28 protein-coding genes are annotated in these 24,276 nt (G+C 63.1%); 11 read left to right on the top strand and 17 right to left on the bottom strand.

The features are described from left to right. Positions 1–170: 170 nt before the first annotated feature. Positions 171–1,073, top strand: a complete 903-nt coding sequence (locus PXK01_RS04770) for a fructose bisphosphate aldolase (RefSeq protein ID WP_274846477.1) — start codon at positions 171–173, stop codon at positions 1,071–1,073. 128 nt (positions 1,074–1,201) lie between these two features. Beyond that, positions 1,202–1,510, top strand: coding sequence for a DUF4389 domain-containing protein (locus tag PXK01_RS04765; RefSeq protein WP_274846476.1), 309 nt, complete (start codon positions 1,202–1,204; stop codon positions 1,508–1,510). 154 nt (positions 1,511–1,664) lie between these two features. On the opposite strand, the gene PXK01_RS04760 is transcribed toward PXK01_RS04765, so the two are convergent. Together PXK01_RS04760 and PXK01_RS04755 are read right to left on the bottom strand one after the other, a co-directional pair. Continuing rightward, on the bottom strand, positions 1,665–2,963 hold the full coding sequence (locus PXK01_RS04760) for a ferredoxin reductase family protein (RefSeq protein WP_274859076.1): 1,299 nt from the start codon (positions 2,961–2,963) through the stop codon (positions 1,665–1,667). Next, on the bottom strand, positions 2,960–3,382 hold the full coding sequence (locus PXK01_RS04755; RefSeq protein WP_274859075.1) for an ArsR/SmtB family transcription factor: 423 nt from the start codon (positions 3,380–3,382) through the stop codon (positions 2,960–2,962). The genes PXK01_RS04760 and PXK01_RS04755 overlap by 4 nt, the downstream gene beginning before the upstream one ends. Positions 3,383–3,412: 30 nt before the next feature. Here PXK01_RS04755 and PXK01_RS04750 point away from each other — a divergent pair, with 30 nt between their 5' ends. Beyond that, on the top strand, positions 3,413–4,303 hold the full coding sequence (locus tag PXK01_RS04750; RefSeq protein ID WP_274859074.1) for a PhzF family phenazine biosynthesis protein: 891 nt from the start codon (positions 3,413–3,415) through the stop codon (positions 4,301–4,303). Between the two features lie 83 nt (positions 4,304–4,386). Here PXK01_RS04750 and PXK01_RS04745 read toward each other — a convergent pair whose 3' ends face one another. Both PXK01_RS04745 and PXK01_RS04740 read right to left on the bottom strand, forming a co-directional pair. Further along, a complete protein-coding gene (locus PXK01_RS04745; protein ID WP_274846472.1) occupies positions 4,387–5,172 on the bottom strand; it encodes a crotonase/enoyl-CoA hydratase family protein in 786 nt (261 codons plus the stop codon). A gap of 83 nt (positions 5,173–5,255) precedes the next feature. After that, positions 5,256–6,338 carry an SMP-30/gluconolactonase/LRE family protein gene (locus tag PXK01_RS04740; RefSeq protein WP_274859073.1) on the bottom strand — a complete coding sequence of 361 codons (1,083 nt, stop codon included), beginning with the start codon at positions 6,336–6,338 and terminating at the stop codon, positions 5,256–5,258. A 105-nt stretch (positions 6,339–6,443) separates the two neighbouring features. On the opposite strand from PXK01_RS04740, the gene PXK01_RS04735 reads away from it, so the two are divergent. Together PXK01_RS04735 and PXK01_RS04730 are read left to right on the top strand one after the other, a co-directional pair. Then, on the top strand, positions 6,444–7,553 hold the full coding sequence (locus tag PXK01_RS04735) for a pyridoxal phosphate-dependent aminotransferase (protein ID WP_274859072.1): 1,110 nt from the start codon (positions 6,444–6,446) through the stop codon (positions 7,551–7,553). An 83-nt stretch (positions 7,554–7,636) separates the two neighbouring features. Further along, the gene (locus PXK01_RS04730; protein ID WP_274846469.1) at positions 7,637–7,855 is read left to right on the top strand and encodes a histidinol phosphate aminotransferase; all 219 of its coding nucleotides are present in this window, start codon (positions 7,637–7,639) and stop codon (positions 7,853–7,855) included. Positions 7,856–7,885: 30 nt separating this feature from the next. Here the strand turns inward: PXK01_RS04730 and PXK01_RS04725 are convergent, their stop codons facing one another. Further along, positions 7,886–9,121 carry a pyridoxal-phosphate-dependent aminotransferase family protein gene (locus PXK01_RS04725; RefSeq protein WP_274859071.1) on the bottom strand — a complete coding sequence of 412 codons (1,236 nt, stop codon included), beginning with the start codon at positions 9,119–9,121 and terminating at the stop codon, positions 7,886–7,888. Positions 9,122–9,247: 126 nt separating this feature from the next. Here PXK01_RS04725 and PXK01_RS04720 point away from each other — a divergent pair, with 126 nt between their 5' ends. Then, complete coding sequence (locus tag PXK01_RS04720; RefSeq protein ID WP_446728420.1) at positions 9,248–11,149, top strand: ABC transporter ATP-binding protein; 1,902 nt, start codon at positions 9,248–9,250, stop codon at positions 11,147–11,149. Positions 11,150–11,155: 6 nt separating this feature from the next. Here the strand turns inward: PXK01_RS04720 and PXK01_RS04715 are convergent, their stop codons facing one another. Beyond that, positions 11,156–11,836: a TIGR04283 family arsenosugar biosynthesis glycosyltransferase gene (locus PXK01_RS04715; protein WP_274846466.1), complete on the bottom strand. Its 681-nt coding sequence runs from the start codon at positions 11,834–11,836 to the stop codon at positions 11,156–11,158. Between the two features lie 115 nt (positions 11,837–11,951). On the opposite strand from PXK01_RS04715, the gene ygfZ reads away from it, so the two are divergent. Both ygfZ and PXK01_RS04705 read left to right on the top strand, forming a co-directional pair. Further along, the gene (gene ygfZ / locus PXK01_RS04710) at positions 11,952–12,692 is read left to right on the top strand and encodes a CAF17-like 4Fe-4S cluster assembly/insertion protein YgfZ (RefSeq protein WP_274859069.1); all 741 of its coding nucleotides are present in this window, start codon (positions 11,952–11,954) and stop codon (positions 12,690–12,692) included. A gap of 161 nt (positions 12,693–12,853) precedes the next feature. After that, entirely contained in the window at positions 12,854–13,387 is a 534-nt protein-coding gene (locus PXK01_RS04705; protein WP_274859068.1) for a hypothetical protein, read from the top strand. Between the two features lie 57 nt (positions 13,388–13,444). On the opposite strand, the gene efp is transcribed toward PXK01_RS04705, so the two are convergent. Then, on the bottom strand, positions 13,445–14,008 hold the full coding sequence (gene efp, locus PXK01_RS04700; RefSeq protein WP_274846463.1) for an elongation factor P: 564 nt from the start codon (positions 14,006–14,008) through the stop codon (positions 13,445–13,447). Positions 14,009–14,225: 217 nt separating this feature from the next. On the opposite strand from efp, the gene PXK01_RS04695 reads away from it, so the two are divergent. Together PXK01_RS04695 and PXK01_RS04690 are read left to right on the top strand one after the other, a co-directional pair. Next, positions 14,226–14,543, top strand: a complete 318-nt coding sequence (locus PXK01_RS04695; RefSeq protein WP_008562897.1) for a DUF6280 family protein — start codon at positions 14,226–14,228, stop codon at positions 14,541–14,543. A gap of 253 nt (positions 14,544–14,796) precedes the next feature. Then, complete coding sequence (locus PXK01_RS04690; protein ID WP_274859067.1) at positions 14,797–16,260, top strand: cobyric acid synthase; 1,464 nt, start codon at positions 14,797–14,799, stop codon at positions 16,258–16,260. A gap of 123 nt (positions 16,261–16,383) precedes the next feature. On the opposite strand, the gene PXK01_RS04685 is transcribed toward PXK01_RS04690, so the two are convergent. The 5 genes from PXK01_RS04685 to PXK01_RS04665 form a co-directional block, all read right to left on the bottom strand. Then, positions 16,384–17,403, bottom strand: coding sequence for a hypothetical protein (locus tag PXK01_RS04685; RefSeq protein WP_274859066.1), 1,020 nt, complete (start codon positions 17,401–17,403; stop codon positions 16,384–16,386). A 148-nt stretch (positions 17,404–17,551) separates the two neighbouring features. Next, complete coding sequence (locus PXK01_RS04680; RefSeq protein ID WP_446728342.1) at positions 17,552–18,973, bottom strand: TolC family outer membrane protein; 1,422 nt, start codon at positions 18,971–18,973, stop codon at positions 17,552–17,554. Positions 18,974–19,070: 97 nt separating this feature from the next. Beyond that, complete coding sequence (locus PXK01_RS04675; protein WP_274846460.1) at positions 19,071–19,724, bottom strand: protein-L-isoaspartate O-methyltransferase family protein; 654 nt, start codon at positions 19,722–19,724, stop codon at positions 19,071–19,073. Positions 19,725–19,828: 104 nt separating this feature from the next. Next, the gene (locus PXK01_RS04670; RefSeq protein ID WP_274859065.1) at positions 19,829–20,338 is read right to left on the bottom strand and encodes an alkylphosphonate utilization protein; all 510 of its coding nucleotides are present in this window, start codon (positions 20,336–20,338) and stop codon (positions 19,829–19,831) included. Positions 20,339–20,436: 98 nt separating this feature from the next. Next, positions 20,437–20,751, bottom strand: coding sequence for a TraR/DksA family transcriptional regulator (locus PXK01_RS04665; protein ID WP_274846458.1), 315 nt, complete (start codon positions 20,749–20,751; stop codon positions 20,437–20,439). 189 nt (positions 20,752–20,940) lie between these two features. Between PXK01_RS04665 and PXK01_RS04660 the strand changes: the two genes are divergently transcribed. After that, positions 20,941–21,078 (top strand): entericidin A/B family lipoprotein, encoded by a 138-nt coding sequence (locus PXK01_RS04660; protein WP_274846457.1) that lies wholly within the window; start codon positions 20,941–20,943, stop codon positions 21,076–21,078. Positions 21,079–21,100: 22 nt separating this feature from the next. Here the strand turns inward: PXK01_RS04660 and PXK01_RS04655 are convergent, their stop codons facing one another. The 5 genes from PXK01_RS04655 to ribB all read right to left on the bottom strand — a co-directional run bounded on the left by PXK01_RS04655 (position 21,101) and on the right by ribB (position 24,197). Beyond that, positions 21,101–21,286: a CTP synthetase gene (locus PXK01_RS04655; RefSeq protein WP_274846456.1), complete on the bottom strand. Its 186-nt coding sequence runs from the start codon at positions 21,284–21,286 to the stop codon at positions 21,101–21,103. 207 nt (positions 21,287–21,493) lie between these two features. Continuing rightward, positions 21,494–21,823 carry a hypothetical protein gene (locus tag PXK01_RS04650; RefSeq protein WP_274846455.1) on the bottom strand — a complete coding sequence of 110 codons (330 nt, stop codon included), beginning with the start codon at positions 21,821–21,823 and terminating at the stop codon, positions 21,494–21,496. Between the two features lie 199 nt (positions 21,824–22,022). Then, positions 22,023–22,505, bottom strand: a complete 483-nt coding sequence (nusB, locus tag PXK01_RS04645) for a transcription antitermination factor NusB (protein ID WP_274846454.1) — start codon at positions 22,503–22,505, stop codon at positions 22,023–22,025. Further along, complete coding sequence (locus PXK01_RS04640; protein WP_274846453.1) at positions 22,502–23,068, bottom strand: 6,7-dimethyl-8-ribityllumazine synthase; 567 nt, start codon at positions 23,066–23,068, stop codon at positions 22,502–22,504. Before PXK01_RS04640 ends, nusB begins: the two co-directional genes overlap by 4 nt. A gap of 1 nt (position 23,069) precedes the next feature. Then, complete coding sequence (gene ribB, locus PXK01_RS04635) at positions 23,070–24,197, bottom strand: 3,4-dihydroxy-2-butanone-4-phosphate synthase (RefSeq protein WP_274846452.1); 1,128 nt, start codon at positions 24,195–24,197, stop codon at positions 23,070–23,072. Positions 24,198–24,276 lie beyond the last annotated feature (79 nt).

Raw genomic sequence — 24,276 nt, 5'->3', positions numbered from 1 at the left:
CCCGCAGATTGAAACGGCAGGCCATCGCGCCTGCCGTTTTGCTATTCGGCAACACGGGCGAAATCCCCACGCTTGTTAGCGCAACCGGTCGTGGCGCCAGTTGTTTCTGCACACGGGCACGGTATAGACGGTTTGAAATAGTCCAACAGTATTCGTGGAGACCCCAACTCATGACGCAAGAGACGTCCACCAAGCAGGAACAGTTTGACCGTATTGCAAATGGCAAGGGCTTCATTGCGGCTCTGGATCAGTCGGGTGGCTCCACGCCCAAGGCACTGACGCTTTATGGCGTGATGGAAGATGCCTATTCCAACGACGACGAGATGTTCGACGAAATCCAGAAGATGCGCGCCCGCATCATCACCGCACCGGATTTCAACAGCGACAAGATCCTTGGTGCGATCCTGTTTGAAAAGACCATGGACAATGCCATCGACGGCATCCAGGTGCCCCAGTACCTGTGGGAGAAATGCGGTGTAGTGCCCTTCCTGAAGGTGGACAAGGGTCTGGCCGATGAACAGGACGGCGCCCAGATGATGAAACCGATGCCGGATCTGGATGCCCTTCTCGCACGCGCCGTGCAGGCGGGTATCTTCGGGACCAAGATGCGCTCGGTCGTGAAAGAGGCCAATGTAGCCGGCATCCGGAATGTCGTGGCGCAACAGTTCGAAGTGGGCAAGCAGATCGCCGCGGCCGGTCTGGTGCCGATCATCGAACCCGAGGTGGACATTCACTCCGCCACCAAAGCCGAGGCAGAGGCCATCCTGAAAACCGAACTCAAAGCCGCCCTGGATGCCCTGCCCTCCGGCACCAAGGTTGCCCTGAAACTCACCATCCCCACCGAACCCGGTCTCTACGACGAGCTGGCCGATCATCCGGAAGTCGTGCGCGTGGTGGCTCTGTCGGGCGGCTACAGCACCGATGATGCTTGCGCCAAGCTCTCGCAAAACACCAAGATGATCGCCTCCTTCAGCCGCGCGCTGACCGAGGGGCTGAATGCCTCCATGAGCGATGCGGAGTATAACGCAGCCCTGGGTGCCAATATCGCAAAGATCTACGACGCTTCGCTGTAAAGCCGTTTTACGTCACATCTTTGGGCCGTGCCTTTCACCGGGCGCGGCCTTTTCCTTTTGTCCCGGTGGATCTCTGCCTATATTGCCTGTGACATTCATTGGCACGCGCATTTCAGGCAGGGAATATCATGGCACAGGGTGACGACGACAAGATCGATGGCCGCTTGCATGGCGAACAGTTCGAGCCGGACGGGGAAGACAGCCTGCCGATGCGCCTGGTCTATATGGTGATGATCTGGGTGATGATCCAATTCGCCCAGACCGTTCTGGGCGTTGTCACTGTTCTGCAATTCCTCGTCATGGCCCTGAACAACAAGCATCCCAATGAACGTATCGCCGATTTTGGCACCGATCTTGGCATCTGGATGGCCAAGGCCGCGCGATACCAGACCGCCGCCAGCAATGTGAAACCCTGGCCCTGGACTGATCTGGACTGATCTGGACTGACCGATCTGGACTGATCTGGACTGACCGATCTGGACTGACCCGCCTCAGCGAAAGAGAAAGATCACCAGCACCAGGACGATCACCAAGATCACCCCTCGGATCGCCAGGGAAATCCGGCGGCGCAGGGAACTGTGTTTCAGGAATTCAGCCATAGTCGAACCTTTCCGACAGGATGCGATCAGAGGCGCCCCCCCGCGCAATCAGGTGATCCTCCACCGCATCCATCATCGCAGGCGGACCGCAAAGGACAAACAGCCAGCTGCGGATCTCCTCTTCTGTGAAACAGCGATCCAGCAGATCCCCGTCAACCATTCCATGCTCTCCCGCCCAGCCTTTGGGCGGTTCGGACAGCACCAGAACCGTGTCCTCGGCCGCCAGTTCCTCGCGGAAGACGATCTGCTCCTCGGCCCGGTTGCCGTAAATGATCCGCAGCTTGCGCGGATCCCCGGTCAGCCGCAACTGGCGCAGGATACCGAGCATGGGCGCAATGCCAACTCCGCCCGCGATCAGGGCGATGCCCGGCTCATCCCGGCCCTCTACCGTGAGGCTGCCATAGGGCGCATCGAGATAGGCACGGGTTCCCGGCGCCACCTGATCCAGCGCCCCGGTGAAATCGCCAAGCTCCTTGATCACGAAGGAGACATCAGCTCCGGCATCCGGCGCAGAACTGATCGAAAACGGGTTTTCGTGCAGGGAATAGGCCGAATGGCCGATATTGAGCCAGGCGAACTGCCCCGCCTTGTAGTCAAGCCCCGCGTGCCCTTCGGGCGTGACTGTCACGCTCCATTGGCGGGGGGTGAGACGCTTGATCTCCGTCACCCGCCAGGGGCGTGCGCGGGCTGGCTCGATCAGATAGACCCAGATCAGCGAACCGATGGCAGCGGCCACCATCGCCGCCCAGAGCCAGACCATTTCGGCTTCGGCACTGTAGCGCCCGGCACTCAGCGCGTGATGCAACAAAGCGCCCGCGATCAGAACCGCGCCGATCCCGTGCATCAGGCGCCAGGTCTCGTACTTGTAGTCCAGATCGCTGCGATAGACCGCAAGCGCCACCAGCGCGGGCAGCAGGACAAAGGCCAGGATCCCCCCGGCCATGGCGGTCAGATCGGTGCTGACGGTGAGCACCCGCGTGGGATCCCAGGGTCGCGGGCCTCCGACCGCACTTCCGCCGTAGAAGAACGGATGCAGCAGGGCAAACAGCAGCGCCGCCCGCGCCATGACCTGATGAAACCGCATGGTCACATCCATGCCGATCCCCGAGGACACCCGCCGGAACCGGCCCGACAGGACGAACTCCACCAGGATCATGGAGAAGGCCAACATGCCAAGCCCGCTGCCCAGCTCTGCCCAGAACGGTCGCGGCGGTCCGCCAAAGATCCAGGAAACGCCCAGGGGAAGCGTGACCACAAGCACGTATAGCAACAAGAGGGCAAATGATGTCATGGAATCCTTCCTGCGCGCATGAGCGGCCCTGGTCCTTGATCCTGCTCAACTGTGGCATCGGCCTTCTTCCCAGTGGCCCGGTCCGGTGCCTGCCACAGCCCCGCGGTCTGTTGCAGTATCTCGTCGGCACGGGCGGGCACCAACCTGTAGAACACCCAGTTCTTGATCTTCTTGCTGGTCACCAGGCCCGCCTCTTGCAACAGGCGCATGTGATTGGTCACCGTCGGCTGCCGCAAGCCGATCTTTTCTGTGATGAAGCCGACGCAGACCCCATCCTTCACCAGATCCCCATCCTGCTGCGGCGGGAAGTGGCATTCAGGATCGCTCAGCCAATGCAGGATCTGCAGCCGGTTTTCATTTGCCAACGCCTTGAGCGGCGCGGCGATTGACAGAAGATTGGCAGGTGTATAGTCAATCATCTATATAGACACCTCACTATGCAGGCATTCATGCCACAGCTACCCCCCTTGTACAACTTCATCCACTGCGATGTCTTCGCCGCCCGTCCCTATGCTGGCAACAGTCTTTCGGTGTTTCCAGACAGCAAAGGCCTGAGACCTGCGCAGATGCTGACCATGACCCAAGAGCTGCGCCACTTCGAATCGATCTTTCTGGATGAGCACGAAGGACATATCAAAGCGCGGGTCTTTGACCTCGTTGAGGAATTGCCCTTTGCCGGCCATCCGATCATCGGCGCCGCCTGTAGCCTGCACCGTGCCAGCGGCGCGCAAGGGACGAAAGAGTGGCGTTTTACTCTGCGCGGGGACCGCAGGGTGCGCATCACCACGACGGCCCGTGCCGGGCGGTATTTCGGCACGCTCGACCAGGGGCGGCCCTGTTTCCTTGCCACCGTGCCCGACAGCCGCCGCGCGGAGTTCGCCCGCGCTTTCAACCTGGCCCCGTCAGACCTGGCGGATCTGCCGCTGGAGGTCATCTCCACCGGATTGAAATACCTCGTGATCCCTGTGAAGGGCGGGTTGGAGCAGGCCCGGATCACCATTCCCGATCTTGAAACACGGCTTCACATACTCGGCGCCGAATTCGCCTATCTCTTTGATGTCACGCGCCTTGAGGGGCGCCACTGGAACAATGACGGGGTGATGGAGGATGTGGCCACCGGCAGCGCCGCCGGGGTCATCGGCGCCTATGCGCTGAAACATGGGCTGGTGCCTGCAGGTCGCAGCTTCTCCCTGCAGCAGGGGCACTTCATGGATCGGCCCAGCGAGCTGCGGGTGACCCCCTACGGAAGTGCAGCGGAGATCACCCGTGTCACCGTCACCGGAGAAGTCTCTTTCGTCGGAAGCGGCGCACTGGTGGCGCCACGACCTGTCAGCAGTTGAACCGATCTGCCGGTTTGGCCTAGGTGTGCAGGACCAGACCGCCGGTCAGGCGATCTGGCCCAAACGGATCGAATGACGCCGTCTCAATCCTTGAACTGAGGCGCGCGCTTCTGCATCTGGGCGGCGATGGCCTCCATCTGGTTGGGCCTGCCGATCAGGCCAACCTGCTCGCGGCTTTCCTGCATCAGCACGGTGGCACGATCCGATGACTCGGCCACTTCGATCAGCCGCTTGGCCGCGCGGATGCCTTCGGGATTCTTGCCTGCGATCTCTGCCGCAAGGGCCTGCGCCCGCGCCAGGGGATCCTCGGTCACTTCAGTCACCAATCCCCAGTCCAGCGCCTGCGGCGCCTCGAAGATTTCAGCCGTATAGGTCAGGCGGCGCAGCACATCGGAGCGCAGGAGGCGCGGCAGCAACGCCATGCCACCCATGTCGGGAACGATGCCCCATTTCATCTCCATCACGGAAAACCGCGCATCCGGTGCCGCAATTCGGATATCGGCGCCCAGCGCCAGTTGCAGCCCCCCCCCGAAACAGACACCGTTGACCGCCGCGATCACCGGCACAGGGACGCGGCGCCAGGCCATGGCGACCTCTTGTACCTCGTTGGCATCCTCATGGCTGCGGGTCATCAGCCACTCTTCGGGGTCCATCTGCCCCATCTTGGCAAAGCTCATCAGGTCGAGACCGGCGCAAAAGCCCTTGCCCTCTCCCGTCAGCACAACCGCGCGCGCCTTGGAGGCGGCAACCTCCTGTCCGGCCGCGACGATCCCCTTGATCATCTCGTCATCCAGCGCGTTCATCTTGTCCCCGCGCGTCAGCGTCACATGGGCGATGTGATCCTTATACTCGACGGATACCCGTGCCATCTGCAGCTCCTCCTGAAATCCCGTTTGCGCCAGACTGCCCCGGAACGCCCCGGTGATCCAGACTAACGCCGGGGCAGATTGGCCTAGCGCCGGATGGGCGGCATATAGGCGCGTGGCAGCCGGGCAAAGCCGTCACTGTCCAGCGTCATCACATAGAGCTGGTCGCCGACGAGGCGCGCGCCCGTGGTGATGCCGAGCCCCCCGGCCGGATCCTGCAACGTGCGCAGGATGTTTCCATCCTGATCGAACTGCATGACCATGCCGCGATGGATCGGCGCCGGACGCACCTTTGGACCCAGCCGCCACAGCACCTTGCGTAGGAAGGGATAGGGCATCAGCACCTCGGACGGCACGCGTGGGCTGGCGAAGGCCAGCCAGAAGGTGCCATCGCCCTGCGCCTCCAGGTTATCCGGATAGCCCGGCAGGTTACCCAGGAACAGCTCCTGCTTGCCAGCCTCCGGCCCTTTGAGCCACAGGCGATGCACCCGCGCACGCCCCGTTTCATTGATCAGCAGGAAATCCTCGTCCTGCGACAGGGCCACCCCATTGGTATAGACAAAGCCGGTGGCGATCTTCTCGACCTTGCCATCCGGCGTTCGCCGCGCCACATAGCCGGTACCGGACTGCTCCCAGATTGTCAGCACCGAGGTGGGCTTGGTGCCGCCCATGGTTTCGGGATCGAACCGGTCCGAGGAGTTGGAGAAATAGATGGTGCCATCGCGCGCCACATCCAGCTGGTTGGCATAGATCACCGGCCCGCCATCTATTTCGCTCACCAGGGTTTCCAATGTCCCCGGCCCATTCCAGCGCAGGATCCCGCGGAAACTGTCGGCAATATAAAGCGCGCCATCCGGTCCCGCCTTCAACCCCAGTGGCCGCCCGCCCAGCGCCTCTACCCGTTCCGGCACCTCGCCCTCGATACGATAGAGAGTGCCCGCCAGATCCGTGGTGTAAACCGTCCCATCCGGCATCACCGCCAGATCCTCGGGGCCGATGGCCCCATCGGGCAGCACCACCTTCTGCGCCGCCTGCAATGCGTTGTTTTCCTCGAACTCCCCGGTGAAGCCCGGCCCCTTGGGCGGATGATAGGCCACCGGATCCACCGGCACCGGCCAGAACAACAGATAGGCCAGCCCCAGCGCCAGCACCCCCAGAACAATACGCATCAGTATCTCTCCCTTAATGCTCGGCAGTCTGCGCCCAGCATGACCTGCCTGCAAGCCTTACCTGAACTCTTGATGGCAGGGGCCGCTTCACGCTATTTCCCTTCCATGACCACACCTCGCTACACCCCGCTTGCCCAGTCCCTGCCCGCAACCGTGCCTTTCGTCGGCCCTGAAACGCAGGAGCGCGAACGTGGCGCGCCGTTCATCGCACGGCTTGGCGCCAATGAGAACGTCTTTGGCCCCTCGCCCAAGGCGATTGCCGCGATGCAGGCCGAAGCGACGGAGATCTGGAAATACGGCGATGCCCAAAGCCACGACCTGCGGATGGCGCTTGCCGCGCATCACGGGGTCTCGACCGACAATATCATGGTGGGGGAAGGCATCGACGGGCTGCTGGGCTACCTGGTCCGCCTGCTGGTGACCAGCGGCGATCATGTGGTGACCTCGCTTGGCGCCTATCCCACCTTCAACTACCACGTGGCGGGTTTTGGCGGCACGCTGCATACAGTGCCCTACAAGGACGACCACGAAGATCCCGCGAGCCTGTTTACCAAGGCCGCCGAAGTGGGCGCGAAACTGGTCTATCTTGCCAATCCCGACAACCCCATGGGCAGCTGGCACCGGGGCGCCGACATTGTGGCCGCACTGGATCACCTGCCCGAGGGCTGCCTGCTGTTGCTGGACGAGGCCTATGTGGAATGCGCCCCGGAAGGCACCGCCGCGCCGATCGACATCGATGATACACGCGTCATCCGCATGCGCACCTTCTCCAAGGCCTACGGCATGGCCGGCGCCCGCGTGGGCTATGCCATGGCAGAAGCCGGGCTGATCTCGGCCTTCAACAAGGTGCGCAACCACTTCGGCATGAACCGCGCCGCCCAGGCAGGCGCCCTTGCGGCGCTGCTGGATCAGGAATGGCTGGATCACATCAAGGCTGAGATCACCACGGCACGGGCACGTATTGCCGAGATCGCTGCGGAGAACGGCCTCACCCCCCTCCCCTCGGCCACCAATTTCGTCGCCATCGACTGCGGTCAGGACGGCGCCTTTGCCAAGGCCGTGCTGGACGGGCTGGTGGCTCAGGGCGTCTTTGTGCGGATGCCCTTTGCGGCGCCGCAGAACCGCTGCATCCGCGTCAGCTGCGGCCGCCCGCAGGATCTGGAAGCCTTTGCCAAGGCCCTACCGATCGCGCTGGAGCAGGCGCGCAGCAGTTAGGCTCAGGGCCCACGCCGGGCGCTTTACCCGAAATTCACCGCTTTTCGCTAGGCTCCTTCGGATAGCGACCGAGGAGCTGCGTCATGCGAGAGTTCAAGGACTACGACGACCCCGACTTCCACGAGCAGAAGACAACCCCCGACCTGTTGGAAACGGTGCTGAGTTTCATCGGCATCAACCTGATGTGGGTCTTCTTTGCCATCTGGGTTCTATACGGAATGGTGCCGGTGCTGCTGCTGGCGCTTTTCATCAACCACCTGATCACACGGCTCGAGATCAAGCTGGGCCAGCGCCCGGCCTGACCCCGCCTACCTGCGGATCCCGCCTACCTGTCAGGAAGAGGGGGTGCCTGCCTCGGCGATCACCGCAGCGGCCGCATCCAGCGCGCCCTCGCCGTGGGGGATCTTCAGCGCCCGCAGGCCTGCCTCGATGCCGCCCAGCAGGCCCATCACCATATGACCGTTCAGATGCCCCATATGGCCAAGGCGGAAGAAACCATGCCATTCGGGGCTGTTCGGCGGCGCCATGCCAAGACCGATCCCAAGCGTCAGGCCCAGATTCTGCTCCAGCCAGGTCCGGAGTTCAGTTGCACGGGAGTCCCCAAGGCGCAGCGCCGTCACCGCATGGGAGCGCAGGCTCGGATCGCTGACATTCATCGCCAATGGACCGCCCTGCCCCCAGGCCTCGCAGGCCGCCCAGATTGCACGGGCAAGGCGTGCGTGGCGCGCCCAGGTGTTCTCGACCCCCTCCTCGTTCAGAATGTCGAGGGCCGCCCGCAGTCCATACAGATGGTGGGTCGGCGCGGTGCCCCCGAAATACTGGTAGAACTCCTGCGGGTTGGCGCGCGGTGTCCAGTCCCAGTAGCGGCTGACGCGCGGCACAGCCGCGCGCGCCTCTGCCGCCTTGTCGTTGAAAAAGACAAAGGAAATCCCCGCGGGCACCATCAGCCCCTTCTGGCAGCCGGTGACCATGACATCGACGCCCCAATCGTCCATCTCGAAACGGTCACAGCCCAGCGAGGCGATGCAATCGGCCATCAACAGCGCCGGATGCCCGGCCTCATCCAGCAGGGCCCGCAGCGCCGGGACATCGTTGCGGATCGAACTGGAGGTATCCACATGCACCGCCAGCACCGCCTTGATCTGATGGGCATTGTCGGCCTGCAGCCGCTCGGCCACGCGGGCCAGATCCCAGGGCGCGTGGTTGCCGAAATCGATCACCTCGACATCGATGCCCAGCCCCTCGGCCATCTCCGCCCAACCGATCGCAAACCGCCCCGAGGAGGGCACCAGCACCTTGTCGCCCGGCGCCAGCGTGTTCGAAAGCGCCGCCTCCCAGGCGCCATGGCCGTTGGAGATATAGATCGCCGCGTGATGGGCCGTGCGCGCCACCTTTCGCAGATCCGGGATCAAGGTCGCGGTCATATCCACCAATTCGCCCGCGTAGATATTGGGCGACGGGCGGTGCATCGCCTGCAAGACGCGATCCGGAATAACCGAAGGTCCGGGTATGGCCAGATAGGATCGGCCCGCTGCCAGAGTGCCCTTGGATAGCTCTGTACCGCTCATGTCGTGGTATCCTTGCAAATCGGGACCACCCGTGCGGCGGTCTGCTCTCGAAATTGCCGTCACCCTACAATTCGGTTATGGAAGGTCAATTCCGGAAATCGAATCCGGTTCTCAAATGCCCTGCAGATGTTACAGCCGGAACCTCCCCGCATGAAAAAAGAGCACACCTCCTCACGCGAGTTGATTGTCTGGCTGTGGCAGGGCTATCTGCGCCACTACATGGGCCTGTTGGGGCTTGCGCTGATCTTCATGCTGATCGAGGGCGGCACGGTCGGGGCGCTCAGCTACATGATGCAGCCGATGTTCGATCTGGTCTTCGTGGCCGGCAACACCGATGCGCTGTTCTGGGTCAGCCTCGCCTTTCTGATCATCTTTTCGATGCGCGGCATCGCCAGCGTCTGCCAGAAGGTGATCCTGTCGAAGATCTCCCAGACCTCGGCGGCGCATATGCGCAAGGATATGCTGGACCGGCTGATCCGGCAGGATCCGGCCTTTCACCAGGTGCACCCCCCCGGCTTCCTGATCCAAAGAGTGCAAAGCGACGTCATGGCCATCAACCAGGTCTGGCAGGCCGTGATCACCGGCGCCGGGCGCGACATGGCGCAGATGATCGCGGTTCTGGGGGTCGCCATCAGCGTCGATTGGCGCTGGACGCTGATCATGCTGATCGGCCTGCCGCTGCTGCTGCTGCCGATTTCCGCCCTGCAACGCTATGTGCGCAAGAAGGCCGCTGCCGCGCGGGACCTGGGCGCCTCCCTGGCCACCCGGCTGGATGAGATTTTCCACGGCATCGTGCCGATCAAGCTGAACAGCCTGGAAAGCTATCAGACCCAGCGCTTCGGCACCCATATGGACCAGTTCGTACGCTCCGAAGTGCGCGCCTCCTTCGGCACCGCCTCGATCACCGGCATGATCGATATCATGGCCGGTCTCGGGGTCATGGGGGTGGTGCTTTATGGCGGCCAGGAGATCATCACCGGCGAAAAGACCGTGGGCGAGTTCATGAGCTTCTTCACCGCCATCGGCCTGGCCTTCGATCCGATGCGGCGTCTGGCCTCGATCAGCGGCATCTGGCAAAGCGCCGCCGCCGCGATGGAGCGCATCAAGGAGCTGATGGATGCGCCGATCAAGCTGCAGCCACCCGCAAAACCGGTGCAGCCGCCGAAGGGTCTGCCCGAGGTGCGGCTGGAGGATGTGACGCTGAACTATGGCGAGACCACCATCCTGAAGAATCTGTCGCTGACCGCCGAGGCCGGAAAGACCATTGCCCTTGTCGGCGCGTCAGGAGCGGGGAAATCCACCATCTTCAACCTTTTGACCCGGCTGGTCGATCCCGGTGCCGGACGTGTCAGCATCGGAGGCGTTCCCGTCTCAGACCTCAGCTTTGACGGTCTGCGCGGTCTCTTCTCTGTGGTGACGCAAGAGGCGCTTTTGTTCGATGAAACCCTGCGGGAAAACATCCTGCTGGGCCGCACCGATGTCAGTGAGGAGCGTCTGAAAGAGGTGCTGGATGCGGCGCATGTGTCGGACTTCCTGCCGAAACTGGCCAATGGTCTGGACACGCTGGTGGGTCCGCGCGGCTCGGCCCTTTCGGGTGGGCAGCGTCAGCGGGTGGTGATTGCCCGCGCCCTGCTGCGTGACACCCCCATCCTGCTTCTGGACGAGGCGACATCGGCGTTGGATGCACAGTCTGAGAAGGTGGTCCAGCAGGCGCTGGACCGGCTGTCGGGTGGGCGCACCACTCTGGTCATCGCCCACCGCCTCTCCACCATCCGCAACGCCGACAAGATCGTGGTGATGGAACGCGGCGAGGTGATGGACCAGGGCACCCATGCCGAACTGCTGGAGCGCGGCGGCATCTACGCCGATCTCTACCGGCTGCAGTTCCAGGACGGCAAAACCCTGGTGGAACGGAAAGAAGTCGCCACCAAAGTTCCGGCCTCGGCCGACCAGACCGAGGACGACAGCGGGCCGTTCCGCCGCCTCTTGCGGCGCATCTTCGTCGGATCGACCGCCAACAAGGGCTGACGGCGCCTATTTCCGATAGGCCCGCGCCAGTCGTTCCGGATCGGCGCCCAAGGCGTAGCGGGTCAACAACAGCAGATTGCGGGCACCGCGCCGCAGCCAACCCTGATGCTGATACCGCAGGGCAGAGGTGCCCGCCGTAGCGGGCAGCTCCACCAGCCCCTTGAGGCGGCGCACCAGCGCGACATCCTCCATCAGCGGCTGATCGGGATAGCCACCCGACGCATCGTAGTCCCCCCGGCGGATCAGCAGACCCTGATCGCCGTAAGGCAGCCCGAACAGGCGCGAACGCAGATTGGCCCATCCGGCCACCAGAGCGGGGCGAATGCCCAGCGCCCGAAATGCCAGGCGGAAATAGGCAGGCCTGCCCTGCCCCTCTTCCAGATGCTGTGCCACCACCTCGCTCCAGCCCGGCATCAGGCGGCTGTCCGCATGCAGGATCAACAGCCACTCTCCCGCAGCCGCTTGACAGCCACGCCGCAGCTGCCCGCCCCGCGAGGGCGGCCCGGTCAGCACTTCGGCGCCAACCTGCCTGGCCATGGCGCATGTCTGGTCCGTTGACCCGCCATCGGTGACGATCAACTCGCGGATCAGCCCGGCAGAAAGCCCCTCCATCAGGGCCTCAAGGCATTTCGGCAGCTCGCCTTCGCAATTCAGTGTGGGGATCACGATACTGATCGGCGCTGGCATGGGCAGTTTCCTGTTCAACTCGGCTGTCATTCCTATATCACGTGCAGGCCTATATCACTTGGCCGTCCAAGAACATGGCCCAGAGCGCATCCGCCGCATCCAGAGGAGAACAGACATGAGCACCCGCACGATCCTTTCCCTGTCCGGCCCCGATACCCGTGACTTTCTGCAAGGGCTGGTGACCAATGATGTGCGGAAACTGGATCAGGGCGGGCTGGTCTATGCCGCCCTGCTGACGCCGCAGGGCAAGTATCTCGCCGATTTCTTCCTGGTTCCCTGGGGCGAGGAGGTGCTGCTCGATGTGGCGGCAGATCTGGCTGACGGATTGATGAAACGGTTGACCATGTACCGGCTGCGCGCCGATGTGCAGATCGCGGTCAGCGACCTGAAGCTGCGGCGCGGCACCGGTGAGGCCCCGGAAGGTGCCTTTGCCGATCCGCGCCATGCGGATATGGGTTGGCGCCTTTATGGAAGCGAAGAGGGCGACGATGGCAGCGACTGGGACGCCCTGCGCGTTGCCCATTGCATCCCCGAAACCGGCCGAGAACTATCCCCCGACAGCTACATCCTGGAGGCCGGCTTTGAGGCCCTGAATGGCGTCGATTTCCGCAAGGGCTGCTATGTGGGCCAGGAGGTCACCGCCCGGATGAAGCACAAGACCGAGCTGCGCAAGGGGCTGCAGGTGGTCGCTATCGAAGGCACGGCCCCGGCAGGCAGCGAGATCACCGCAGACGGCAAGCCCGTGGGCACCCTGTTCACACAGAGCGGCTCCCAGGCGATTGCCTACCTGCGCTATGATCGGGCCAAGGACAAGCAGATGCAGGCCGGAGAGGCCCGGCTCACCTGGCAGGGATGACCCCCGTGCCTGGCCAGTCAAAGCGGCCCTGGGCGGAACCTTCACAACCAATGGAGGAGACAAGCGCACAAAAATGAGGCAATATACCCTTAACCTCTGACGCTTAGAACGCCTCCAAGCCGCACCACTACGGTCGGCAGACATCCTGAAAGGATCCTGGAATGCTCAGGCTTCTCATTCTGGCACTTGCAACCCTCCCCCTGCAGGCCCAGGCGCAGTTTTACTGGGAATACGATGATTGGCAGGTCTGGGTCGAAGAAACTGACACCGGCGAGGACCTGCGCCGCAGTTGCACCGCCTGGACCGGCGGCGACGGAGAGCCGGTGCTGCGCCTCGAAATCTCCAATGGCGATGCGGGGCCTCCCTATGTCTACCCCTATCCCAGCCTCAGCGAGACCGCGCCACGGCACTACAAAACGCAGATGCAGGATGGTCAGCACGTTCAGTTCGTGACCGATACGGGCGCGGTCTTCTCGACCACGGCGGAGGCACGGTTCAACGAGGAAGGCCTGTTCGAAGCCCATGCCGTGCTCAATCTCGCCGACAACCTGCCAACCCTGCAGGCCATGAAACAGGGCAGCCACATGGAGATCCGCACCGGGGGTAACATGGTCTTTCGTGCCTCTTTGGCCGGTTTCACCGCCGCCTATGGCAAGATGATGGACAGCTGCGGCTTCAGCCTGTCCCTGGACTGAGACACGAAAAACCCCGCGCCGGGCAGCGCGGGGTCTGTCTTTGGATCAGCGGCGACCTTAGGCGCGCTCGGAATATTCCATGGTCTCGGTGTTGACCACGATCATCTCGTCCTGACCGACGAAGGGCGGCACCATCACCTTGACCCCATTGTCCAGAATCGCCGGTTTGAAGGAATTGGCTGCTGTCTGGCCTTTGACCACCGGCTCTGTCTCGACGATCTGGCAAGTGACCTTCTGCGGCAGGGTCGCGTTCAGCGCTTCGGATTCGTAGAATTCCACCACGATGGTCATACCATCCTGCAGGAAGGGGCGGCGATCCCCCAGAAGATCCGCGGGCAGTTCGATCTGCTCGTAGGTTTCGGCATCCATGAAGACCAGCATGCCATCGCTTTCATAAAGGAACTGCTGGTCCTTTTGCTCCAGGCGCACGCGTTCCACCTTGTCGGCGCTGCGAAAGCGTTCGTTCAGCTTGGAACCGTTGCGCAGGTTGCGCATCTCGACCTGGGCAAAGGCGCCGCCCTTGCCGGGCTTCACGTGATCGACCTTCACAGCGGCCCACAGACCGCCATTGTGCTCCAGAACATTGCCAGGGCGGATTTCGTTACCGTTGATCTTGGGCATCGGAAAATTCCCTCTCGGGTGGTTGATGAACTCTTAAGCGCCCCTATATCTGGCGATGAGTCGGCTGGCAAGACAACGATATGTCGTGTGCAAGACCGGAAAGCTATGCACAATTTGCATGAAAGCTATGCAATTGTGGGCTACCCGAATCGTCACACTTCCGTCATAAGGAGCGCCACGCCGAAATTGCAATAGCAAGAACAACAAAGGAAACGGGATGCGAGATTTCGTTGACGGCACAGCTTACAACAACGAACAGGGCAACCGCGCACGCAAGCTTTTTGCCGCAGTGGTCCTGGCAGCGCTGGATGACGCCATCGCCGACGACAAGAAATATGGAAATGGCCCCGAGCAGATCGCCCGCTGGGCACGGTCGCGTGACGGGCGTGAGGTTCTCTCCTGCGCCGGCATCGACCCGAACGAGCGTGTGGTCTCCGGTCTGATGGAATTCGTTGGTCGCGGTGTACGCACATCCGTTGCGCTGTCGCGCGAGGAAAGCGAACGCCGCAATGCGGCCCAGGCCGAAGCTGCCTGAGCATAGCTGCCTGCCATAAAGCTGCCTGTGAGGTAGAGAAAAGCGCGTCCTGGGGGGCGCGTTTTTCTTTTCAGGAACGTGCTTTCTGCCGGTGCCATCCGTACACCACCCGTACACCCCCTATGCACCGCCCGATGCACGCCCCTGAGGCCTGTTCCCATCCTATCCGGCAAACCCTGCGATTGCCGTTGACCTCTGCCCGCCCCCATTGCAACTGTCGGCCCGAACCTAGGCGAACAGCAGGACATAGCGCATGACGGCACGGGCACTCATGATCCAGGGCACCGGCAGCAATGTCGGCAAATCCCTTCTGGTTGCGGGCCTTGCCCGTGCCTATACGCGGCGCGGTCTGCGGGTGGCCCCCTTCAAGCCGCAGAACATGTCCAACAACGCGGCTGTCACCCCCGAGGGCGGCGAGATCGGCCGCGCCCAGGCCCTGCAGGCCCGCGCCGCCCTGCGCCCCCCCCATACCGATATGAACCCGGTGCTGCTGAAGCCCGAAACCGACACCGGCGCCCAGGTCATCGTCCAGGGCAAGCGGCGCGGCACCCGTGCGGCGGGCTCCTTCATGCGCGACAAATCCGGTCTCTTGGAGGCTGCGCTGGAAAGCTACCATCGCCTTGCCCTAGATGCCGACCTGGTGCTGATCGAAGGCGCAGGCTCTCCGGCCGAAACCAACCTCCGCCAGGGCGACATTGCCAACATGGGGTTTGCCTGCGCCGCCGATGTGCCGGTGGTCCTGGTCGGCGATATCCACCGCGGCGGTGTCATCGCGCAGATCGTCGGCACCAAGGCGGTGCTTGATGCGCAGGATCAGCGCCATATCGTCGGTTTTGCGGTGAACCGTTTTCGGGGCGATCTCAGCCTGTTCGATGCCGGACGTGACGATATCGCGGCACGCACCGGCTGGCCGTCGCTGGGCGTGATCCCCTGGTTCTGGGAGGCCTGGAAATTGCCGGCCGAGGACATGATGGATATCGCATCGCGCAAGGGCGGCGCCTGCAAGGTTGTGGTACCACAGCTGGAACGGATGGCCAATTTCGACGATCTCGATCCGCTGGCCGCCGAACCCGATGTCACGGTTGAGATCGTGCCGCCCGGCCGCGCCCTGCCCGGCGATGCGGATCTGGTCCTCATTCCCGGCAGCAAGTCAACCATCGCGGATCTCAGCTTTCTGCGCGCCCAGGGCTGGGATATCGACATCCTGGCGCATCATCGGCGCGGCGGCCATATCTTGGGCCTGTGCGGCGGCTACCAGATGCTGGGCAAGACCATCGACGATCCGGAAGGGGTCGACGGGCGCCCCGGCAAGGTCGCAGGCCTGGGGCTCCTGGATGTGCACACCACGATGGCAGGCGACAAGCGCGTCACCCTGACCGAGGCACAAACCCTGGAGGGCGCCCTGCCCGTCTCTGGCTATGAAATCCACATGGGCCGCACCTCTGGGCCCGATTGCGCCCAGGCTTGGCTCAGCGTCGATGGCAGGCCCGAAGGCGCCACCTCGCCCGATGGGCGCGTGCGCGGCTCCTATCTGCATGGGCTGTTCAGCTCCGATGCATTCCGCGCCGCCTTCCTCGCCGGATTGGGCCATGACAGCCGCACCTCATATGAGGAGGGCGTCGATGCCACGCTGGACGATCTTGCTGCGCATCTGGAGCGCTACATGGATCTCGACCAATTGCTGGCCCTGTCACAGCCGGTCAGCCCGCCGAAATAGGAACCGGACAATTGACCAGGCGCGACCGCGCCGCGCATCGCGCGGCGCCAGGCCCAACGGGAGAGGGGATTTTAACAAATGCCCGATCCGGGCGGGAGCGCCACCGCACTCCCAGGCACCCGGTCAGAGCAGATCCTGCGCCGCCAGGGCGCGATGGATTTCACGGCGGACCAGTTTGCGCACGTTGCGGGTGATCCGCTCCCCCAAGGCGCCCTGCAGCTCCTCACGCACGATATCGGCGACCAGCTCCCGCAGGCTCTCCTCGTCGATGAAGGCCTCCTCACCCGCAAGGGCTTCCAAGGTCTGAGCGGTGATCTCTTCTTCGCTGCCCGCCAGCGCCGCCTCCAGCAGATCCTCTCCACTATGCGAAGGGCTCTGTGACGGCTCATGCTGCTGAGGCTCATAATGGTGGAACTGCACCTCTGTCTGCGGCTCCTGCTGCGTCAGATGGGCCTCCTCGACCTCCTCCTCCTCACAATGATCATGCCATTGCAAGGTCTCGATATTGCTGCCCGCAAAGGGATCTGCCGTGCGCCCGTCGGGCTCCCATTGCTCCTGAGAGCGGGCAACCTTGACCTCCAGCTCGGTGATCTTCTGAACCACCGCAGAGACGCGATCCGAAGGCTCCTGAAACGCCTCGCTCGGCGCAGCCTCCCCATCCGGCACATCAATCAGCTCTGCATCTGCTTCCTCTGCCCCGGACACGCCTGCCGCCTGGTAGAGTGTCGCCCAGGGGTCCTTCCAGGGTGCTGCGTCTTCCAGATCAGTCTCCGGCTCAGGGATAGCGTCGGTTTCCGAAAAGGACTGGACCGAATCCTCCTCCTGGACCGGGTATTCCAGCGCTTCCTCCGTGAGGACAGACGGCGCGACAGCGTCTTCAGCCGCCTCGGCGGCAGCAGTACTGACCGGCGGCTGGATTGGCTCGGGCTGCGCCTCTGCGTCATTCACCCGCAGCGCAGGCGTCAGCACGAGACGTGTCACGGATTTCGGGCTTGGCGCGGCCTCAACAGCTGCGGAGGCTGCTGTCGCCTCCGGTTCGGCAGGGGCGCTTTCAGCCACGGGTTCTCCACGGGCCTCTCGGGCGTCTTCGCTCACCAGACGGCGAATGGAGGACAGCACGTCTTCGATTTCTGCCTGTGTCACCGGTTCGGACATTTCTTCAGTACCACTCTTGCCAATGGCGCAAGTGTAGCCGCACGGCGGCTGCCGCACAACAATTAGGGTAAATTTTCAGTTCTTCCCCGGCTGTTCACCGGTTCTTCCCTGGCGCGACTGGCCTTTGCCGAGGCGCTCAGTTGCGGCCCAGAGCCTTCATCACCCGGTCCAAGTCCCTGCTGCGCTTGCTCAGCGCGGCAGGCGCATCCTTGACCAGATTGTAGTACAGGGTCGGATCGTAGATCTCGACCGCAAGGCCCAGATGCTCGGCTGTCAGCAGCCCCTGCGCCTGCAGCAACTGATAGGCGGCCAGCGCCTGATTGGCCCGCGCCTGCACCCGGCCGGTCTGGGCATTCAGCAGCTCCTGTTCGGCCTGCAACACGTCCAGCGTGGTGCGCGCCCCCAAGGTGGCCTCCTCGCGGATGCCGTCAAAGGCAACCTGCGCCGCGCGCACCTGTTCGCCCGAGGACACAAGGCTGGCCCGCGCCGCCTCCAGCGAGACATAGGCGGCCGCAACGGACTGTGACACCGCCCGCTGGGTCGAAATCAAGGCGCCCTTCTCGGCGTCCATCCGGGCAATGTCGGCGCGCCGCGCCGCAGCCAGGGACCCGCCGCTGTAAAGCCGCTGCGACAGGGTGAGGCTCACCCCGGAGGTATCGGAATCAGAGCTGCTGCTGTTCAGATCGATCGAATGGCCCGCATCGGCGCGCAGCCGCAGACTGGGGCCCAGGTTTCTGTCGGTGCTTGCCGCGGTATGTTCAGCGGCCTTCACCGCATGCTGACGCGCCAACAGGCTGGGGTGGTTGCGCATGGCGACCGCCTCAGCCGCGTTCAGGGATGCCACGCGCTGCGGCAGCGGCGGCTGCCCGGCGACCACCGTGATGGGGCGACCGACGACCTGAATATATGTCGCCTTGGCTTCCAGCAGATCACCCTGGCTTTGGGTCAGGCTGGCCTGGGCACCGGCGACCCGGCTTTCGGCCAGGGCGACATCGGTCCGGGTGACCTCGCCCACTTCGAACCGGTCCTGAGCAGCGCGCAGCTCTTCCCGCAAGAGCCGCAGGTTATTGCCGCGCAGGCGCACCGTGTCCTGCTGCAACAGCACATTCACATAGGCCTGCACGGCGGAAAACAGCACCTGCTGCTCGATGTCGAGCAGGCTTTGACGGGTGGCCAGAACGGTTTCCTGAGCCGCCATCTGGCTCAGCCGCGATGCGCCGCTATCATACAGCAACCATTCCAGGCTGATGCCCGTTTCCAGTGTATTGGTGTCGTGATCGCGAAAACCGAAGGTCCCGAGCCCCCGGTTGTATCGATGGCTTGCCGTCATCGCAAAATCGACGATCGGGCGCAGGCGCGCGACCGCAACCGCAACCCCTTCATCCGTCGCCCGCAACAGCGCCCTGTTCTGTTCAAGAAGTCCGCTGGTCTTATAGGCGCCGATCATGGCGTCAGACAGGTTGTCCGCCGCAGCGGTCTTCGGCGCTGTGAGGGCCATCATCATCGCGCCAGCACATACAAACGTTTTCAGAAACTTCACCGGGGAATTCTTTCGCATCGGTTGCCTTATCGTTTGCCGCGCCGCCAGCCGCGGTTGGTTTTTTGGCCCGCGCCCGCCCAATCGGACGCAGGGGTCTTTCTCCCTCATCAGGGGGTCAGAGCGCGAACTCCCGCGCTGCGGCAAAGCCGGGCAGGACCGGCGCACCAGCATTGAAGGCGAATCGCCAGGACAGCTGATCGCCGGTCTTGTAGCCGATCTTCACCTCGCCCAGCGCACCGGACATGAAGATCGCCGCAATGCGGCCACCGTCACGCAGTTGTTCCAACAGGGCCGCGGGCACCTCTTCCACGCCGCCCTGCACAAGGATCACGTCATAGGGGCCGTGTTCGGCGGCGCCATCGGCCATGGGACCGATATGCACGATGGCATTGTCGGCGCCCGCTTCAGAGAGCTGCGCCTGGGCATCGCCGCCCATGGTTTCATCCTCTTCGACGCCGATCACCATCTGCGCCATGCGGGCTGTCACCGCAGTGGAATAGCCAAGCCCACAGGCCACATCGAGCACCAGCTCGTCGTTCTGGATATCCAGCGCATCAAGGATTTTCGCCAGGGTGCGCGGCTCCAAAAGCACGCGGCCAGTGTCCAGATCCAGGTTCTGATCCGCATAGGCAGCCTCGCGCTGCGCATCCGGCACAAAGCTTTCGCGGGGCACCGCAAGCATGGCTTCGATGATTGGGTATTTCGTCACATCCGAGGGGCGGATCTGGGTATCGACCATCATGCGGCGGCGTTCGGCGAAGTCAGTCATATGCTAAACTCGTCTGTTCAGTCTGTTGCTATCGGTTGTGACACATCAGATCAGGCGCGGCAACGGTCGCTTTGTGAAATTGCGCGGCATATGTGGGGATGCGGCTACTTCTTCTTCACGTATTTAGTAAGGATGACTATGCGCTGGCCTTCCACCCGCCCTTCGATGTGCTCGGGGTTGTCCTGAACCAGCGAAATGCCCCGCACGGCAGTGCCCCGCTTGGCGGTGAACCCCGCCCCTTTGACCGGCAGATCCTTGATCAATACCACCGTATCCCCCTGGGCCAGCGGCGCGCCATTGCTGTCCTTATGCGCGCTCGCCTCCGCGGTGTTCTCGGCCCAGGCGCGGGTCTCATCATCGAGCCACAGCTGATCGGCCAGGTCACGCGCCCAGTCGTGATCCGCCAGCCGTTTCAGCAGGCGCGCGGCCAGAACCTGCACGCCTGGATTTTCCGACCACATCGAGGACGACAGGCAGCGCCAATGGTTCGGATCCAGCTCCCCGGCGATCTGATCCGCGCAGGCCGCGCAGATCTCGGCCCCGGCACCTTCCGGCCCACCCGTGACGTCATAAAAGGCAAGCGGCGCATCGGCCGAACAGAGGGCGCAGGGCATGGGTGAGGTCTCCGACAAGAAATGGTCGACCAAGCCTTTAGAGCGCCCCATGCCGCCCGGCAAGCAGGCAGAGCGATCCGGGGCGCCGGATCATCCGGTTATTTGGCGCATGCCTTGCAGAACGGGGTCGCCGGGAGCAGGTCCAGCCGCTCGGACGAAATCTCATCGCCACAGATCTGGCAGAACCCGTAGGTCCCCTCCTGCAAGCGCGCCAGCGCCGCATCGATCTGGCGCAGCTCGTCCAGCTCGGCCTTTCCAAGGCTTTCCAGAACCTCATCTCCCTGGCGTTCAGAGGAGCGATCCTCCCAATCCTTGGGCATCGGCTCATCCAACGCGTGTTCAACCTCGACCAGATGACCGGACAAGGCCTTGCGCCGCGCTTCAAGCGCCAGTTTGCGGTTCTCAAATGTCATCGCGTGTTTCCTCCCACTGCATATTCGAAGGCTTTTGCCTTGGATCCGAGGATAGGACATTGACCTTTATCAACAAACTCGCAGGAAATGGCGATGTTTTGCCCGAGCGCCCCTGGCCTCTGGCTGTGGCCGGTGCAGGGTGCTAAACCCAGTCCTGCCCCTGTATGGAACGGGACAACGGAGAATAGCATGACCAAACACATCCTGATCGGCATTGCCCTCTTGGGCCTTGCCGCCTGCGAAACCGCAAAAGGCGCGGGACGCGACATCAACAAGGCAGGCACCGCCATCGAACAGGCGGCTTCTGACGTTCAGAAAAAGCTGTGATCGGAACAACCGGCTGGTGGTCTCAGCGCAGAGTGTAGAGCTTGCGCGCCACCAGCCATGTCACCGGAAAGGCGGCCAGGAAACCGACCAGGGCGGCAATCAGAATTGGCTGCAGGGTGTCCTGCCCCATGGCAAGGGCGGCAACGACCGCGCTGCCCGCAAGAGTCGAGCCGATGAACAGGTGCAGGATGAAGGCTAGACGATACATGTGGCAATCTCTCCAAATACCATAAAACGGTCAGCGACCATATATCTTGGATTCGGAATGTACCGCCTTGATCTGGGTCAGGTTCCAGCGCCTCAGCGCGTTGGGGCCGATGTATTCAGGCCAGTTTCGGGCCAGTTTCGGCCCAGTGCAATACCGACAAGGGAAACCGCCCCAGCCAGGCGGCAAAACTCGATCGCGCGGCGCAGCTCAATCGCGCGGTGCACCCGGGCGGCGCTGCTTCTTGCGCGCAACCGCTTCCACCGGGACGGGTTTGAACAGGTTCACGACAGGGGTGCCGCGGCGCGGGCCGTCGTCCTTGTCGGCCAGGGACATCACCGCAAAGGCAAATTGCACCCCGGCAAAGACGATCCCGTTCATGAACCACAGGATGCCCACCGCCAGAAGGCCCACGTCAGAGGTGCTGATCAGCCCCCAAAGGTTCATCACGTTGAACCACAGAAGCAGCCCGACAAAGACCGCCGCAATCGCAAAGCCCAGGGCCACATTGCGGATATAGAGACGAACGAGCTTGGGCATCGGATTCCCCCTCCGGTAGGATGCAAGGGGATGGTATCAGCGAAATCCCAATGGTCCAGCGCCGAATAGCAAAAATACATGCAATCGGCGGAATTCGACCGGCCCGCCCCCAACCATTGCCAGACTGTGCCCGCAAAAACGGCAAAGACGCGCCAGCGGCGCGCCTTGGTCCGTGGATGTCGCAATGGGGCTTGCCCGGTCAGAAGGCCTCGGGGCGCGCCTCGCGGGCCATGTGATCCAGCACCGCATTGACGAATTTCGGCTCCTTGCCTTCCGGGAAGAAGGCGCGGGCCACATCGACGAATTCGTTGATAACCACCTTCACCGGCGTGTCGGATTGCACCATTTCGGCACCGGCCGCACGAAACAGGGCGCGCAGGGTCGGGTCGATGCGGGCAATCGGCCATTTCGCCACCAGGGCGCGGTCGGTCATCTGGTCGATCTTCGCCTGGTAGTTCACGGCATCCTCGACCAGTTTGCGAAAAAGCTTGGGGTCGCCTTCGGCGAATTCATCACCATCGTAGACGGCGCCGAACCGGTGATCCTCGAATTCGACGATCACCTGGTCAAAGGTCTGCCCGCTGTGTTCCATCTGGAACAGCGCCTGCACCGCATAAAGCCGCGCTGCCGATTTCATCTGGGTCTTGCCATTGCCCTTGCGGGCGCCGCCTGAGGTGCTCATGCCGTGGTGGGTCCGTTGTCTGTGATCGCCAGGTCTGTGCCAGCCAGCTGGATGGCGTCGGAAGGCGCCTTGAAGCCGACTCCCTTGGTCTGGGCGCCCCACTTACGCGTCAGCGCGATCAGATGCAAGGCCGCAGCGGCAGCACCACCGCCCTTGTTCTGATCCGCAGGATCCGCGCGCACCTCTGCCTGGGGGCGGTTTTCCACCGTCAGGATGCCATTGCCGATGCACAGCCCCTGCAGCCCCATCAGCTGAATCGCGCGGCTGCTGTCGTTACACACGGTGTCATAATGGGTGGTCTCGCCGCGGATCACGCAGCCCAGCGCCACGTAGCCGTCAAAGTTCGAGGTCCGATCCGCGATGGAGATCGCCGTGGGCACCTCCAACGCGCCGGGCACCTCGACCAGATCCCAGGTGCCGCCCGCCGCTTCGATCTCGGCCTTGGCACCGGCGACCATATTGTCGGCAATGTCCTTGTAGTAAGGCGCGACCACGATCAGCAGCTTGACCGGCTTGTCAAAGCTGGGACGCGGCAGGATGTAGTGGCTTTCATGTCCGGCCATATCACTCTTCCTTCAGAATGGGACGGGTGCCGACAATCGACAGCCCATAGGCATCAAGGCCCACATATTTGGTCGAGGGCGAATCCGTCAGCAGGATAAGATCCTTCAGCCCCAGGTTCGACAGGATCTGCGCACCGATCCCGGTCTGCTTGATGGTCACGGTGCGCGCCCCGTCATCCTCATGGGCATAAAGCGCATTGCGCGGCTGGCGGAACAGGGTGACCACACCACGCCCTTCGGCGGCGATGACCTCCATCGCGCGGGGCAGCTGGCGCGCCGATTTGGGACCAAGGCCCAGAATATCGGTCGCCTCATGCAGCGCATGGGTGCGGGCCAGAACCGGCTCGGGCGTGGTGATATCGCCCTTGATCATCACCACATGTTCGACGCCATGGGTCTGGTCGGTGAACAGGCGCATCTCCCATTCGCCACCGAATTCCGAGGTCACCGTCTCGCGCGAGGTTTCGGTCACTAGGTTGTCGTTGCGCGCGCGGTAGGCGATCAGGTCACTGATGGTACCGATCTTCTGGCCGTGCTTGGCGGCGAACTCCACCAGATCCGGCAGGCGCGCCATAGTGCCGTCTTCCTTCATGATCTCGCAGATCACGCCCGACGGATGCAGCCCCGCCAGGCGCGAGATATCCACCGCCGCCTCGGTATGACCCGCGCGCACCAAGACACCGCCGCGTTTGGCCCGCAGCGGGAAGACATGCCCCGGCGTGGCAATCGCCGCCATCGAGTTCTGATCGTTGATCGCGGTCGCCACGGTCAGCGCCCGGTCGGCGGCAGAGATGCCCGTGGACACGCCTTCGCGCGCCTCGATCGAGACGGTAAAGGCGGTCTCGTGCCGCGAGGAGTTGTTCACCGCCATCATCGGCAGGCCAAGGCTGTCGATCCGCTCGGCGGTCATCGGCAGGCAGATCAGCCCGCGCCCGTGGGTCGCCATGAAGTTGATCGCCTCGGCATCGGCAAACTGGGCCGGGATCACCAGATCGCCCTCGTTCTCGCGGTCCTCGTGATCCACCAGGATGAACATGCGCCCCTGGCGGGCTTCTTCGATGATCTCTTCGATCGGGCTGATCGCGTCGCGCAGACGGGCTTCGACCGGCCCCGGTGTTTCAAAGCTCATGTCATGGCCTTTCATGATCCGTGTCGCAGGCCCTCGAATGGCGCTGCCGCGTTGCCAGCCGGGATAGCCCAGCCGCGCG

The sequence above is a fragment of the Phaeobacter sp. PT47_59 genome (genome assembly GCF_028890025.1).
Classification (GTDB): domain Bacteria; phylum Pseudomonadota; class Alphaproteobacteria; order Rhodobacterales; family Rhodobacteraceae; genus Phycobacter.
The sequence above is the reverse complement of the archived record's forward strand: the minus strand, read 5'-3'. Positions and strand labels throughout refer to the sequence as shown.

Bases quoted from the DNA above. Each gene is read 5' to 3' on its own strand.
- PXK01_RS04770 (WP_274846477.1), top strand. From the start codon at position 171: ATGACGCAAGAGACGTCCACCAAGCAGGAACAGTTTGACCGTATTGCA.
- PXK01_RS04765 (WP_274846476.1), top strand. From the start codon at position 1,202: ATGGCACAGGGTGACGACGACAAGATCGATGGCCGCTTGCATGGCGAA.
- PXK01_RS04760 (WP_274859076.1), bottom strand. From the start codon at position 2,963: ATGACATCATTTGCCCTCTTGTTGCTATACGTGCTTGTGGTCACGCTT.
- PXK01_RS04755 (WP_274859075.1), bottom strand. From the start codon at position 3,382: ATGATTGACTATACACCTGCCAATCTTCTGTCAATCGCCGCGCCGCTC.
- PXK01_RS04750 (WP_274859074.1), top strand. From the start codon at position 3,413: ATGCCACAGCTACCCCCCTTGTACAACTTCATCCACTGCGATGTCTTC.
- PXK01_RS04745 (WP_274846472.1), bottom strand. From the start codon at position 5,172: ATGGCACGGGTATCCGTCGAGTATAAGGATCACATCGCCCATGTGACG.
- PXK01_RS04740 (WP_274859073.1), bottom strand. From the start codon at position 6,338: ATGCGTATTGTTCTGGGGGTGCTGGCGCTGGGGCTGGCCTATCTGTTG.
- PXK01_RS04735 (WP_274859072.1), top strand. From the start codon at position 6,444: ATGACCACACCTCGCTACACCCCGCTTGCCCAGTCCCTGCCCGCAACC.
- PXK01_RS04730 (WP_274846469.1), top strand. From the start codon at position 7,637: ATGCGAGAGTTCAAGGACTACGACGACCCCGACTTCCACGAGCAGAAG.
- PXK01_RS04725 (WP_274859071.1), bottom strand. From the start codon at position 9,121: ATGAGCGGTACAGAGCTATCCAAGGGCACTCTGGCAGCGGGCCGATCC.
- PXK01_RS04720 (WP_446728420.1), top strand. From the start codon at position 9,248: ATGTTACAGCCGGAACCTCCCCGCATGAAAAAAGAGCACACCTCCTCA.
- PXK01_RS04715 (WP_274846466.1), bottom strand. From the start codon at position 11,836: ATGCCAGCGCCGATCAGTATCGTGATCCCCACACTGAATTGCGAAGGC.
- ygfZ (WP_274859069.1), top strand. From the start codon at position 11,952: ATGAGCACCCGCACGATCCTTTCCCTGTCCGGCCCCGATACCCGTGAC.
- PXK01_RS04705 (WP_274859068.1), top strand. From the start codon at position 12,854: ATGCTCAGGCTTCTCATTCTGGCACTTGCAACCCTCCCCCTGCAGGCC.
- efp (WP_274846463.1), bottom strand. From the start codon at position 14,008: ATGCCCAAGATCAACGGTAACGAAATCCGCCCTGGCAATGTTCTGGAG.
- PXK01_RS04695 (WP_008562897.1), top strand. From the start codon at position 14,226: ATGCGAGATTTCGTTGACGGCACAGCTTACAACAACGAACAGGGCAAC.
- PXK01_RS04690 (WP_274859067.1), top strand. From the start codon at position 14,797: ATGACGGCACGGGCACTCATGATCCAGGGCACCGGCAGCAATGTCGGC.
- PXK01_RS04680 (WP_446728342.1), bottom strand. From the start codon at position 18,973: ATGCGAAAGAATTCCCCGGTGAAGTTTCTGAAAACGTTTGTATGTGCT.
- PXK01_RS04675 (WP_274846460.1), bottom strand. From the start codon at position 19,724: ATGACTGACTTCGCCGAACGCCGCCGCATGATGGTCGATACCCAGATC.
- PXK01_RS04670 (WP_274859065.1), bottom strand. From the start codon at position 20,338: ATGCCCTGCGCCCTCTGTTCGGCCGATGCGCCGCTTGCCTTTTATGAC.
- PXK01_RS04665 (WP_274846458.1), bottom strand. From the start codon at position 20,751: ATGACATTTGAGAACCGCAAACTGGCGCTTGAAGCGCGGCGCAAGGCC.
- PXK01_RS04660 (WP_274846457.1), top strand. From the start codon at position 20,941: ATGACCAAACACATCCTGATCGGCATTGCCCTCTTGGGCCTTGCCGCC.
- PXK01_RS04655 (WP_274846456.1), bottom strand. From the start codon at position 21,286: ATGTATCGTCTAGCCTTCATCCTGCACCTGTTCATCGGCTCGACTCTT.
- PXK01_RS04650 (WP_274846455.1), bottom strand. From the start codon at position 21,823: ATGCCCAAGCTCGTTCGTCTCTATATCCGCAATGTGGCCCTGGGCTTT.
- nusB (WP_274846454.1), bottom strand. From the start codon at position 22,505: ATGAGCACCTCAGGCGGCGCCCGCAAGGGCAATGGCAAGACCCAGATG.
- PXK01_RS04640 (WP_274846453.1), bottom strand. From the start codon at position 23,068: ATGGCCGGACATGAAAGCCACTACATCCTGCCGCGTCCCAGCTTTGAC.
- ribB (WP_274846452.1), bottom strand. From the start codon at position 24,197: ATGAGCTTTGAAACACCGGGGCCGGTCGAAGCCCGTCTGCGCGACGCG.